The 11,825-nt window shown below is 69.7% G+C and carries 19 protein-coding genes; 12 read left to right on the top strand and 7 right to left on the bottom strand.

What is annotated here, in order from left to right; all coding sequences use genetic code 11:
* On the top strand, positions 1-368 hold a 368-nt coding region (locus tag ACWAUG_RS13040), incomplete at its 5' end, for an integrase core domain-containing protein (protein WP_460802735.1).
* Positions 369-389: 21 nt separating this feature from the next.
* On the opposite strand, the gene ACWAUG_RS13035 is transcribed toward ACWAUG_RS13040, so the two are convergent.
* Positions 390-677 carry a hypothetical protein gene (locus tag ACWAUG_RS13035; protein WP_460802733.1) on the bottom strand — a complete coding sequence of 96 codons (288 nt, stop codon included), beginning with the start codon at positions 675-677 and terminating at the stop codon, positions 390-392.
* A 263-nt stretch (positions 678-940) separates the two neighbouring features.
* Between ACWAUG_RS13035 and ACWAUG_RS13030 the strand changes: the two genes are divergently transcribed.
* The 5 genes from ACWAUG_RS13030 (at position 941) to ACWAUG_RS13010 (ending at position 2,528) form a co-directional block, all read left to right on the top strand.
* Positions 941-1,075, top strand: coding sequence for a hypothetical protein (locus ACWAUG_RS13030; RefSeq protein ID WP_460802732.1), 135 nt, complete (start codon positions 941-943; stop codon positions 1,073-1,075).
* Positions 1,068-1,388 (top strand): hypothetical protein, encoded by a 321-nt coding sequence (locus tag ACWAUG_RS13025; protein WP_460802731.1) that lies wholly within the window; start codon positions 1,068-1,070, stop codon positions 1,386-1,388. The genes ACWAUG_RS13030 and ACWAUG_RS13025 overlap by 8 nt, the downstream gene beginning before the upstream one ends.
* Positions 1,375-1,650: a metal-sensitive transcriptional regulator gene (locus ACWAUG_RS13020; protein WP_026529653.1), complete on the top strand. Its 276-nt coding sequence runs from the start codon at positions 1,375-1,377 to the stop codon at positions 1,648-1,650. Before ACWAUG_RS13025 ends, ACWAUG_RS13020 begins: the two co-directional genes overlap by 14 nt.
* A 66-nt stretch (positions 1,651-1,716) precedes the next feature.
* Complete coding sequence (locus ACWAUG_RS13015) at positions 1,717-1,878, top strand: hypothetical protein (protein WP_460802737.1); 162 nt, start codon at positions 1,717-1,719, stop codon at positions 1,876-1,878.
* Positions 1,875-2,528, top strand: a complete 654-nt coding sequence (locus ACWAUG_RS13010) for a class I SAM-dependent methyltransferase (protein WP_460802729.1) — start codon at positions 1,875-1,877, stop codon at positions 2,526-2,528. The genes ACWAUG_RS13015 and ACWAUG_RS13010 overlap by 4 nt, the downstream gene beginning before the upstream one ends.
* A gap of 39 nt (positions 2,529-2,567) precedes the next feature.
* Here ACWAUG_RS13010 and ACWAUG_RS13005 read toward each other — a convergent pair whose 3' ends face one another.
* Genes ACWAUG_RS13005 through ACWAUG_RS12980 form a run of 6 tightly spaced genes read right to left on the bottom strand, consistent with a single transcriptional unit; the run spans position 2,568 to position 5,614 of the window.
* Positions 2,568-2,882 (bottom strand): aspartate/glutamate racemase family protein, encoded by a 315-nt coding sequence (locus ACWAUG_RS13005; protein ID WP_460802728.1) that lies wholly within the window; start codon positions 2,880-2,882, stop codon positions 2,568-2,570.
* A complete protein-coding gene (locus ACWAUG_RS13000; protein ID WP_460802727.1) occupies positions 2,828-3,265 on the bottom strand; it encodes an aspartate/glutamate racemase family protein in 438 nt (145 codons plus the stop codon). Before ACWAUG_RS13000 ends, ACWAUG_RS13005 begins: the two co-directional genes overlap by 55 nt.
* A gap of 30 nt (positions 3,266-3,295) precedes the next feature.
* The gene (locus tag ACWAUG_RS12995) at positions 3,296-3,622 is read right to left on the bottom strand and encodes a hypothetical protein (protein WP_460802726.1); all 327 of its coding nucleotides are present in this window, start codon (positions 3,620-3,622) and stop codon (positions 3,296-3,298) included.
* A gap of 32 nt (positions 3,623-3,654) precedes the next feature.
* Complete coding sequence (locus ACWAUG_RS12990; RefSeq protein ID WP_460802725.1) at positions 3,655-4,638, bottom strand: M56 family metallopeptidase; 984 nt, start codon at positions 4,636-4,638, stop codon at positions 3,655-3,657.
* The gene (locus ACWAUG_RS12985) at positions 4,635-5,024 is read right to left on the bottom strand and encodes a BlaI/MecI/CopY family transcriptional regulator (protein ID WP_460802724.1); all 390 of its coding nucleotides are present in this window, start codon (positions 5,022-5,024) and stop codon (positions 4,635-4,637) included. The genes ACWAUG_RS12990 and ACWAUG_RS12985 overlap by 4 nt, the downstream gene beginning before the upstream one ends.
* A complete protein-coding gene (locus ACWAUG_RS12980) occupies positions 5,021-5,614 on the bottom strand; it encodes a hypothetical protein (RefSeq protein ID WP_434551324.1) in 594 nt (197 codons plus the stop codon). Before ACWAUG_RS12980 ends, ACWAUG_RS12985 begins: the two co-directional genes overlap by 4 nt.
* A gap of 92 nt (positions 5,615-5,706) precedes the next feature.
* Between ACWAUG_RS12980 and ACWAUG_RS12975 the strand changes: the two genes are divergently transcribed.
* The 6 genes from ACWAUG_RS12975 (at position 5,707) to ACWAUG_RS12950 (ending at position 11,763) form a co-directional block, all read left to right on the top strand.
* Positions 5,707-6,459, top strand: coding sequence for a DsbA family protein (locus tag ACWAUG_RS12975; RefSeq protein ID WP_460802723.1), 753 nt, complete (start codon positions 5,707-5,709; stop codon positions 6,457-6,459).
* Positions 6,460-6,465: 6 nt separating this feature from the next.
* Complete coding sequence (locus ACWAUG_RS12970; protein WP_434551322.1) at positions 6,466-7,335, top strand: cytochrome c biogenesis CcdA family protein; 870 nt, start codon at positions 6,466-6,468, stop codon at positions 7,333-7,335.
* A complete protein-coding gene (locus ACWAUG_RS12965) occupies positions 7,332-8,576 on the top strand; it encodes a hypothetical protein (RefSeq protein ID WP_460802722.1) in 1,245 nt (414 codons plus the stop codon). The genes ACWAUG_RS12970 and ACWAUG_RS12965 overlap by 4 nt, the downstream gene beginning before the upstream one ends.
* A gap of 71 nt (positions 8,577-8,647) precedes the next feature.
* Complete coding sequence (locus tag ACWAUG_RS12960; RefSeq protein ID WP_434551320.1) at positions 8,648-10,057, top strand: MBL fold metallo-hydrolase; 1,410 nt, start codon at positions 8,648-8,650, stop codon at positions 10,055-10,057.
* 100 nt (positions 10,058-10,157) lie between these two features.
* On the top strand, positions 10,158-10,757 hold the full coding sequence (locus tag ACWAUG_RS12955; RefSeq protein ID WP_460802721.1) for a rhodanese-like domain-containing protein: 600 nt from the start codon (positions 10,158-10,160) through the stop codon (positions 10,755-10,757).
* Positions 10,758-10,878: 121 nt separating this feature from the next.
* The gene (locus ACWAUG_RS12950; protein WP_460802720.1) at positions 10,879-11,763 is read left to right on the top strand and encodes a sulfite exporter TauE/SafE family protein; all 885 of its coding nucleotides are present in this window, start codon (positions 10,879-10,881) and stop codon (positions 11,761-11,763) included.
* Positions 11,764-11,825: the final 62 nt, after the last annotated feature.

Raw genomic sequence — 11,825 nt, 5'->3', positions numbered from 1 at the left:
GCACCTGCTTCTGCCTGTCCCACACGCTCATCCAATACCCCGATTCGCCGGTGTTGCGACGACCGGTTGAATACGGCCAGTTCAGGTCCAGGAAATTCCGCAAGACACTCAAGCGCCACAAGCTCGTCGGATCGATGGGAAGAGTGGGCGCGTGCGGCGATAACGCCGCAATGGAATCGTTCTTCAGCCTGCTGCAGAAGAACCTCCTCGACCGGCACCCCTGGGGCAGCAGGTTGGAGCTGCGCCTCGCGATCGTGCAATGGATAGAGGGGATCTACCACCGCAAGCGCCGACAGCGACGACTCGGGAAACTGACCCCCGTCGAACTCGAGACCATAATGATGGAAGCCGTCGCCCTGGCGGCATAAACCCCGGACTCAACCAAAGCCTCAGCAGACCCGTTCGTGCACGCCACCCGTGGCGCCCAAGTCCACGGTGGGCAGGTCTCCGAACGCGTCCTCCCGCGCGGCATGGATGCTTCCCGTCACCGCCGTCTTCACCGTCCCGTACACATACTCGACCCGCTCCGGCGCGGCGAGAAGGCCTACTCCAGCGAGGACGAGGACCGTCCCCGCCGCCGCGCTGAGGGTCCCGTGCCAGCGCCGCGGCGGTTGCTTGCTCCGTCCGACTGTCTCCCGCATGCTCCGAACCCCGTTCCGCACGTCGACCAAGCTCATGCCCGACTATCCATCATAGTTACTATCTAGCATAGTCGTATGGTTCAGCCGGTCTTCGCCGACCGCCCTGAGTTAGCCGCCTCCCGACCGGCCCGTGACCTCTGCGGCCTACGCGGCCCGAGAGGAGTGGGCTGCGTGAGGAGCGATCGGCGGGCGCTGCACAACCGTGCGGAGAGTCCGCTTGCCTCTGTCGCGGAGACCTCGTTCGCGACGCTGTGATGACAAAGTTGAGATCAAGATACCCCCGGGGGTATGTTGGAGTCATGGGTGCGACCGAGATCAGGCGAGAGAACCCGACCCGGGTGGTCGAGGAGAGCTCGGTGCTGATCCTGGGCTTTTGGGCCGACCACCCGCTCGACGGCGTTCCTGACAGTCGGAGGAGTTTTGCCTATGTCTGACCAACAGCTCACCTGCGCCCCGGCATGCCGTGCCGGCGTATGGGGGCGGCTGAGCCGTGGAGCCGTCGCCCTGATCGTCGGCTCGTTCGGTGCATCCATGCTGTCGACGGACCCGGCGATCGCGGTAGTCGCCGGCGTGATGGCCGCCGTCATCGCGGTCATGGCGGTCACGGGAACATGCCCGACGAACTGGCTCACTACTGGTCGGCAGTCCCAGAGGCCGCAGCACACACTCGACATCCCCGATGCCCGGCAGCACGTCGACCTGACGAGCGCCCCCGTCCCGAACAGGAGTTCTCATGTCCACGAGTGACCCCGATGCCCAGCGCCGCATCCTCAACCGGCTCCGCCGCGCCCGCGGCCAGCTCAACGCCGTCATTGACGCGGTCGAAGGCGGCGGGTCGTGCCGGGAGGTGGTGACCCAGCTCGCGGCGGTCTCCTCGGCGCTTGACCGTGCCGGGTTCGCGATCATCTCCACCGCGATGAAGGACTGCATCGCCGACCCCGACGGCACCAACCGTGCCGACGACATCACCACCGAGGAGCTGGAGAAGCTGTTCCTCACGCTCGCCTGAACGAGCGATCCTCACGACCAACCGACAGACAGCCCTTGAAGGAAGAAGCAATCCATGTGCCGAGCTGTGACCTGTAAGATCTGCGGCAAGACCACCTGGGCCGGCTGCGGCCAGCACATCGCCGAGGTCAAGCGCACCGTGCCCGCCGGGCAGTGGTGCCCCGGCCACGAGAAAGAGCCGAAGGAACCGGCCACGGGCGGGTTCTTCGCCCGGCTGTTCGGACGATGACAGGCGCCACGCGCCACGACTCGCGCTCTCAGAATCCTCGGGAGTTCTGGGAGGGCCGCTACCGGGACGCCGAGCGCGTGTGGTCGGGCCGCCCGAACCCTGGCCTGGTCAACGCTGTGCAGCACTTGGCTCCGGGGAAAGCGCTGGATTTGGGGTGCGGGGAGGGCGCCGATGCGATCTGGCTCGCCACCCAGGGCTGGATCGTCACCGGCGTGGACATCTCCGCCACCGCGACCGCGCGCGCACGCCGCGAGGCTCAGCGTCAACAGGCCAGCGCGGCCACCCGGTTCGTCACTGCCGACCTGGCACGGTGGGAGCCGGACGACGGCCCCTACGACCTGGTGACCGCCAGCTTCCTGCACTCGCCTGTCCCGCTCCCGCGCATCGCGATCCTGCAACGCGCAGCCGCCACGGTGCGCGCCGGCGGTCACCTCGTGGTCCTCTCCCACGCCGCACTCCCACCCTGGGTCGACGCGGCGGATCATCCCGCGCACAGCTTTCCCAGCCCGGCACGACAGTTCGTGGAGCTGAACCTCAACGAGCACGACTGGCTCGTCCTGAGCATCCAGACGCGCACCCGACACGCCACCGCCCCTTCCGGCGAGGCCGCCGAGCTGACCGAGGGGGTACTTCTCCTCCAGCGCCGGTGACCGGCTCGTCCCGGCGCGGCGGACCCGCTGTGGGGCGGCTTAGCCGCGGGACATCGCGGTCTGGACGATGGCTTCGACGTGCAGCGTGGTCGAGTCAAGCAGCGGCAGTCCCGGCACGTCGTCGGGGCCGACCAAGAGGATGATCTCGGTGCATCCGAGCACGATCGCCTCGGCCCCGGCCGCGTGGAGGTCTGTCATGACCCGGATATAGGTCTCCTGAGACTCTGGCCGGAACACGTGTCTGGTCAGCTCGTCGAAGATGATCTGATCGACCGTGGTCCGGTCGACGGGCTCCGGGGTCAGCACAGTGAAGCCCGCTCGCTCGAGTCTTCTCCGGTAGAAGTCCTGTTCCATCGTCGGCGCGGTGCCGAGCAGTCCCAGCCGGGCACCCCGATGTCGGTCGCTGTGGTCGCGACCACATCGGCGATGTGCAGGAATGGGACGGTGATCGCCGCCTCGATGACGGGCGCGACTCGGTGCATGGTGTTGCTCCCGCAGGCGATGAAGTCCGCTCCCGCCCGCTGCAGGCCCCGGGCTTTGCCTGCCAGATACTGTCCGGCCTCATCCCAGGCTTCGGCGCGCACGCATCGTTCGATGACGCCGAAGTTCACGCTGGACAGCACCAGCTCGGCTCGCTCGTGCCCGCCACGCAGCTCGTTCACGCGGTCGTTGATCCGGCGGTAGTAGTCCACCGTCGCGACGCTGCTCATCCCGTGCAGCAACCCGATGGTGCTCATCGGCGCTCCATCTGCCACCTTCTGGTCCGGTCAGATGCGGATGTAGGCGGTGCCGGCCAGTTGCGCATGGACGATCGCGGTGACCGCGGAGGGGACCGTGCCGACCTCGGGTCGCAACTCGCCGGGGTCGATGCCGCGCCGTCCGAGCCCGACGCTGCACGCGGCCACCTCGGTGTGCTCGGGCACCTGGACGGCATCGGTGCCGGTCAGGCCGGCCAGTGCCGGGCCATTGACGATCACCCGCACCCGCACTCCCAGGCCGGCGGCGTGGAGTCCGGCGGCGGCGTCCAGCGCCCGTCGCACGTCGGCGGGGTCGTCGGCCACGTGCAGGATCACCTCACGAGTGTTCTCATTCATTGTTTGGTGTTCTCTCTTGGTTTCCGGCAGGGTCAGATGGTGCAGCCGGTGAGGGCGGCCGAGACGTAGGGCAGATGGACGAGGGCAGCAAGGGCGGCCATGCCGACCAGGTATGCGGCGATCGCGACGGCGGGCAGGGCGCCTGCCAGCCCGGCGCTGGGGTGGACGAGGTGGCGGATGCGTTCGGGGCCGGCGGCGTGCAAGGCGACAGGGCAGGAGTGCTGCGGCATGGCGGGGTGGGTGCGTTCGCCGAGCTTGACCAGGGCGCTGACCAGCGCCGGGGTTCCTGCGCGACGGCGGGCCTGGTCGTCCGCGGCGATCTCCAGGTAGTGCGGCAGCGCGTCGGCGGCAGCGCGGATCAGCGGCACCCACCGTAGGTAGGCGGCGATGCTGTCCACCAGCGCGGTGATGAGGTGGTGGCGTTGGTGCAGGTGGGCGTGCTCGTGGGCCAGCACGGCGGCCAGCTCGCCCGGCCCCAGCGCGCGCACCGCGCCGGTGGAGAGCACGATCCCGCCGTGACGGGCCGGGAAGGTGAGCGCGAACGGGTGCTCGGCGTCGACCAGTGCCACCTCGTGTCCATGCAGGAGCTGCCGCCGCGCGCCGTGCAGCAGCGTGCGGGCGGCGTGCCGGGAACGGGAGCTACGCCGGGACATCTGGCGGGCAAGACCTGCTCCCAGGGCAAGGGCCAGCGCCACCGGCAGGGCGAGCAGCAGCACCGCGGGGACCAGGGTGTCGGTGGTGTCGGCGGCGAACGGGTTCGCGGCGCTCAGGCACCGTTGGCAGACCTCGGCCGCGCGTTCGGGCAGCAGCGCGGGGCCGGCTCCGGCCCAGGCCAGCACCGGGCCGATCGCCAGCAGCGTGACCAGCCAGACCCCGATGCCGCCGGCGACGACCACGATCGCCAAGCGCGGGACCCGCACCAGAGCGGGGGCCGCGTGCCGCAGCAGGGCCGGCCCGAGCATTGCCAGCGCCACCAGTCCGGTGCACAGAGCCATCGTGAGGATGCCGGCGGTCACGGCATGTCTCCCCGGTCGCGGCGTTCCAGGTAGTCGCGTAGCAGGTCCAGGTCGTTCTCGGGCATCGAGTCCACGAACTGCAGGATCGAGGCGGCCCGGTCGCGGCTGGCCTCTAGCACTTGCTCCATCAGCCCCGCGGCGTGCTCGTGCCTGCTGAGTTTGGCGCTGTACCGGGTGGACCGGTTCTGCCTCGTGATGGTCACCAGTCGCTTGCGGTCCAGGTTGGTGAGCACGGTCGCGATGGTGGTGTAGGCGGGATCGGAGGGCAGGAGCTCGATCACTTCGCGCACAGTGGCCGGGCCGTGGTCCCACAGCACGTCCATCACCTGCGCTTCCAACGCCCCTAGGCGCAGCAGATCACCCGAGCGCTCACCGCCTACGTTCATGACGCGACCGCCACCGGCTCGGGGCGGACCGGGCAAGCGACCTGCCCGCGTAGTCGCCACACCAGGGCGACCCCGGTCAGGATCAGCGCGCCGAGCGCGAGGAACGGCTGCACGGGGGTGAACCAGGTGATCGCTCCCGAGTACCCCAGCGCCAGCAGCGCCAGCTTGTTGCACACCGGGCACCCCACCGCGAACCACGCCAGGATGCCGCCGGCCATCCCCATCCGGCTGCTGCGCCGCGCCTGCGCCTCATCGGCCGCGTCGGTGGCGGTGCTGCCGTCCTCGCTGACCACGTTCGCCTGCTGCTCGTATGCGGCGGCGCGGTACGGGCGGACATAGGTGGCGACCAGCATGCCCGACAGCACCGAGGTGACCAGCCACACCGGATAGTTCCACCACACCGGCGGGATGTCTCGACCGAACACCGGGTTGGGGATCAGCACCGTCGCCACCCCGATCACCACCGCGACGACCGCCGAGGCGGCGATCGCGGCCAGCACCTGCCGGCCCGTCCACCCTCGAAGCGCCTGGACCGCCAACCGGAAGCTTTCGCCGATGCCCTGGCGGGATCGAGTCGTGGGAGAGGTCATGGAACCCATTCTGACATGACTCGACTACCACGCATAGTCGACTATCTGAGATAGTAGAGGTCGGTGCCCGCGACAGTAACAGGAGAATCCCTATGCCCACCGAGACCACGAACCGCCCGAAACCGTCGAACCGTTCGAGGTCGTCATGGGTCGTGCCGGTCGCCGTGTTGACGCTGGCTGCTGTCCTGATCGCCGTGATCGTGGCGGTGAACTGGGGTGGCACGACGGCCGAGGAGGGGGGCTCGCCGTCGGATAGCGGCGCGCCGACGGAGGTGCAGAACCCCGAGCAACCGGACCTGTCTGCGGCCGAGACCAGGGACGAGGCGGATTTGCTCGCTGCCGGGCCCGTGGATGCGCCGGTGGTGCTGGTGGTGTTCTCGGACTATCAGTGCCCGTTCTGCGCTCGGTGGAGCGAGCAGACGCTGCCGTCGATGATGGAGCACGTCGACGCCGGGGAGCTGCGGATCGAGTGGCGCGACATCAACGTGTTCGGTCCCGCGTCCGAGCGCGCAGCGCGGGCCTCGTACGCCGCCGCCCTCCAGGGGGCGCTCTGGGAGTACCACGACGCCCTGTTCGAGGACGGGGAGCGCAGGTCCGAGAGCGAGCTGAGCGAGGAAGCCCTGATCGCCTTGGCGGGCGAACTCGGTTTGGACACCGAGCAGTTCACCGCCGACCTGGGCTCGGAGGAGACGGCGCAGGTGATCGCCGCCAACCAGCAGTTCGGGTTCGACCTCGGCGCCACCTCCACCCCGATCTTCATCCTGGGCGGACAGCCGATCGTCGGGGCGCAGCCCACCGAGGTGTTCCAGAAGGCGTTCCAGACCGCGCTCGACGCGGCGGAGTGAGGCGGCGTGGACATCGGACTGCTCGCCGCGTTCGCCGGCGGCACGCTCGCGCTGCTGAGCCCGTGCGCGGCGCTGCTGATGCCGGCGTTCTTCGCCTCCACGATCGGCACCGGCCCCCGGCTGCTGCTGCACGGAGCCGTGTTCTACGTCGGCCTGCTGACCGTCCTGGTCCCTGTGGGAGTCGGAGCCGGCGCCCTGGGGACGCTGTTCGTGACCCACCGGCAGGCGATCGTGCTCATCGCCTCGCTGGTCCTGGTCGTCCTCGGCGCGGCACAGGCGCTCGGGTTCGGGTTCGACCCTGCCCGGCTGCTACCGGCCGGGGCCGACCTGCACGCGCAAGCGGCGTCCAAGACCGGACTCGTCAAGACGGTGCTGCTGGGCGCTGCCAGTGGCATCGCGGGATTCTGCGCCGGCCCGATCCTAGGCGCCGTGCTCACCCTGGCCGCCGCCCGCGGCGACACCCTCGCCGCCGGCGTCATGCTCGCCGTGTACGGCGCGGGCATGGTGCTGCCGCTGCTGCTGATCGCCGCGCTCTGGCAGCGCCTGGGCGCCCGTGGACGCCGATTCCTGCGCGGGCGATCGTTCACCGTGCTGGGCCGGGAGCTGCACACCACCTCGGTGGTCACCGGGCTGCTGATCGTGGGCGTCGGGGTGCTGTTCTGGACCACCAACGGCCTGGTCGGCGCTCCCGAACTGGTTCCGCTCGACGCCCAGGCCTGGCTCCAAGAGAACACCGCGATCCTGGCGAACCCGATCCTGGACATCCTCGCCGTCGTCCTCATCGCCGGGATCGCACTCTTGCTCTGGGCCAGACGCCGCCGTACCCACGCTCGCGCTGACGCCCAGGCGGGCGAGCACCGCGCGGAACAGTCATGAAGCCGCGCCGGCGACGCTCCAGCCTTGCCCTCGCCGCCGTGGCCGCGCTGCTGGTGACCGGCTGCGGGGCATCCGAGCCCGAGCCCGTAAGAGACCCCTACTCGGTCGATGGGTCGCTACCCGTGGTGGACACCTCGGGCATGCGGCTACCGACGCCGTTCGAGGAGCTGGAGGTCGTGGACCCCGGGTGGGACATCACTCCGCAGTACGCGGACGGGGTGTATCTGGCCGCCGGTGAACGCGACGGTGTGCTGGAGTTCACCGCCGTGGACGTCCACGGGGACGTGCTGTGGGCCGCGCAACGTCCAGCGAGCTGCACCGGGTTCGTCGTGGCCACCGACGCGCACGGCCGAGCCCTCGCGATCCTGGGCGACCTCCAGACCACGGCCGACGCCCTGGCCGCGACGACTGCCACCGCCTACGACCTGACGACCGGGGAACGGGTCTGGGGTCCGGTCGAGGTGCCCGGCCCCTACCAAGGCCCCGGCCTGGTCTTCGCCGCACCTCCCGAAGGCTTCATGGGCGAGACCGGCCCACGCGTCGCGCTCGACCCCACCACCGGAGACGTCGCGGCCGACGAGTCGAGCCCCGAAGGTATCCGCATCATCGGCGAGTACCACGGCATCGTGCTGCTCACCCACGAGGACACTCTGATCGCGCGCGACACGGCCGACGATCAGGAGCTCTGGCGCGTCCCCCTCGCCGAGCACGGCTGGACGGCGGCGTCCATCAACGCGTCCCTGCGCCCTGCACCGGGAGACGGGCTCGCGCTCGTCGCCACCTCCGAGACCACCGGCGCGCTCCTCGACCTGGATCAGGGCAGCATCGTGAGCAGCACCGCACGCGACGCCGCCGTAGACCCCACCACGGGGACCCTCGTCACCCTGGACGACACCGGCCTGCACGGCTATGACGCCGACGACCGACCACTGTGGTCCCTGCCTGTTGCCGCCGAGACCACCATCGCGGCGATCGGCGGCGTCTTCCTCTATCTGCGAGAGGATGGGGCGATCCGGGTCCACAACGTCCTCACCGGTGATGTCGCCCAAGCCTACGAACCCGACGGCCAAGGACCGATCATCGCGCCCACCCACATCACCATCAACGGCGCTGCACTCCTCCTCCAGGAACGACGGCACCTGGTGGCGACGATCGCTGAGTCCCCTCTGAACGAGTCCTCTGCGACGGCCAGCCACGCGGGCATGTCGATCGCGGGCGCTCGGGTCGCACACTCGACTTGAAATACCCCAGGGGGTATGAGATGGTAAAAATACCCCCAGGGGTATCAATGGCATCGACGGAAGGATGAACAGTGCTTCTCGAACGCATCTACGACGAGGACCTGGCGCAGGCCGGGTACTTCATCGGCTGCCAGGCCAAGGGCGAGGCGGTGGTGATCGACGCGCGCCGCGACATCGCGGACTACCTGGCGCTCGCGGCCAAGCACGGCATGCGGATCGTCGCAGTGACCGAGACCCACATCCACGCTGACTACCTGTCTGGGACGCGCGAGCTGGCTGCGGCGGTCGGCGCCGAGGTCTACGTCTCCGGCGAGGGCGGCGCGGACTGGCAGTACGGTTTCGACGCCCGGCGTCTGTACGACGGCGACACGATCACGATCGGCAACATCACGATCCAGGCCCGGCACACGCCTGGTCACACTCCTGAGCACCTGGTGTTCCTGGTCACCGATGGTGCCTTCGCCAGCGAGCCCGGCTACCTCATCTCCGGCGACTTCGTGTTCGCCGGGGACCTGGGCCGCCCCGACCTGCTGGACGAGGCCGCGGGTGGGGTCGACACGCGCTTCGAGGGCGCGCGGCAACTGTTCAGCAGCTTGCGTGAGGTGTTCCTGACCTTGCCGGATCATGTCCAGGTCCACCCGGGGCACGGCTCCGGCAGTGCGTGCGGCAAGGCGCTCGGAGCGCTGCCCTCGACCACGGTCGGCTACGAGCGCGCCCACGCGTGGTGGAGTCGCCACCTGGCTGCCGACGACGAGCAGGGGTTCATCGAGGAGCTGCTCGACGGGCAGCCCGACGCGCACGCCTACTTCGCGAGGATGAAGAAGCAGAACCGCGAGGGTCCCGCCGTGCTGGGCGAGCGCGGCCCGGTGCCAGAGCTGGCCGTAGCGGAGGTGGCGCGGCGGCTGGAGGCCGACGAGATCACCTTCGTCGACACCCGCCCGCCGGCGCAGGCCCATCAGGGCACCGTTGCCGGCTCGCTCAACATCCCCGACGGCCCCAAGACCGCCACCTACGCCGCCTGGGCCTACGATCCCGAGACCGACTCGCGTCCGCTGGTGCTGCTGGCCGAGGACCAGCCCGCCGCCCAGGCGATCGCGGATCGGCTGCTGCGGGTCGGCATCGACCAGACCGCCGGCTACGTCACCACCATCGACGGGCTTCCTCGGTTCGTCCCGCCCCTCATCGAGCCGGCCGAGCTGGCAGGTTTCGATGCCGCGCTGCTGCTGGACGTGCGCCAGCGCGGCGAGTACGCTGCCGGGCACATCCCCGGCGCCACACAGCTCAGCGCCGCGCGCGTGCTCTGGCACCAAGACGAGCTGCCGCGCTCCGGCACGATCGTGACCTACTGCCAGTCCGGGATGCGGAACACCGTCGCCGCCAGCGCCCTACGACGCGCCGGGCACGACGTCGTAGAACTCGACGGCAGCTACAACGCCTGGCGCGCATGGCAGGAGACCACCAGCGAGACCGCGCTGGCCTGACGCACAGCAGACCGCTCGCATCCTCCGACGTGCGGTCGGCCCCAGCCCCTTCCGTTCGCATCTCCGCTGCCCGCGGCCAGACCTGACGAGGAACCACCCCATGACCAATCCCTTCGCTGAACTCCGAACGATCACCGCCGAGGAGCTCGCCCAGTGGCGTCAGCTTCACGACGACCTCACGATCATCGACGTGCGGTCCCCGGCCGAGTTCGAGACCCTCCATATCCACGGCTCGTACAACGTCCCGCTGCCGCTGCTGACCGAACATGCCTCGGAGCTGGCAGAGCGGCTCGGGCACCGCGCGGTGCTGGTGTGCCAGTCCGGCAACCGCGCCACCCAGGCCCAGCAGCATCTCGCTGCCGCCGGCGTGCGGACGGCCAACGTGCTCACCGGCGGCGTGCCCGCCTTCGAGGCCGCTGGCGGCCAGGTGGTCCGCGGCGCAGCTCGCTGGGACATCGAGCGCCAGGTGCGGTTCACGGCCGGGCTGATCGTCCTGGTGAGCCTGCTCGTGGCCGAGTTCCTGTGGCCGGAGTCCCGATTCATCGCGTTCGCGCTCAGCGCCGGGCTCGTCGTCGCGGCGCTCACCGGCTCCTGCCTGATGGGCCGCATCCTCTCCCGCATGCCCTGGAACAAGGTCACGGCCAGCCCCACCGCACGGAGCGCGATCGCATCCATCCCGGTCGCGACCCAGGAACTGTGATGCCCTGGCGTGCTCCGACGTTCCGACGGCGTTCAACCGCAACGACCCCGCATCTTGGACCGGCATCGGCACGGTCGGCGTCACGACCCGCAGCACCAACCACGATGCCCGGTGAGCACGAGTGAGCGGCACCCTGATCCTCACCCTCGTGCTCGCCGTGAGCGTCGGGCTCGCGCTAGGGACGCTCGGCGGTGGCGGGTCGATCCTGACCGTCCCGCTGCTCACCTACATCGCGGGCATGCCCCCGAAAGAGGCCATCGCGGCCTCGCTGCTGATCGTCGGCGTGACCTCGCTGTCCAGCCTCGTCGTGCACGCCCGGCACCGTCGAGTCCGATGGCGCACCGGGCTCATCTTCGGCGCCGCTGGCATGGTGGGCGCCTTCGCCGGAGGACTCATCGGAGGCCAGCTCCCCGGTGCCGTGCTGATGGTGGCCTTCGCGATCATGATGATCGCCACCGCGATCGCGATGGTCACCAGAAAGCCCAGGCGCGACACTGACCAACCCACCGCCGATGCCGGGACCGAGCGCGCCCACTCGCTGCCGATGCTGCGGACCATGCTCGAAGGCATCGTCGTCGGCCTCATCACCGGGATCGTCGGCGCCGGCGGCGGCTTCCTCATCGTCCCCGCGCTCGTGCTGCTGGGCGGCCTCAGCATGCCGGTGGCCGTGGGCACCTCACTGCTGGTGATCGCGATGAAGTCCTTCGCCGGACTCGCCGGCTACCTGACCACGGTGACCCTCGACTGGCCCCTGGTGGCCGCGGTCACTGCGATGGCCGTGCTCGGAGCGCTCCTCGGTGCGCGCCTGTCAGGACGCATACCAGCCGACGCCCTCCAGAAGGTCTTCGGCGTCTTCGTCCTGCTCACCGGAACGCTCGTGCTCGTGATCGAACTGCCGCCGGCCTGGGCGATCGCCGCCGGAGGCCTCGGACTCATCACGGTGGTCCTCGTCCTCGTCTGCCGGCTGACCGCTCTCAACTGTCCCTTCGGCCTAGGGCGTGTCTGATAATTGTTGGGTCCACGCGATTGCGGCGTGGATGAGGACCGCGGCGCGGTAGACGATCGCGT

It is taken from the genome of Microbacterium sp. GXF6406, assembly GCF_054798215.1.
The sequence above is the reverse complement of the archived record's forward strand: the minus strand, read 5'-3'. Positions and strand labels throughout refer to the sequence as shown.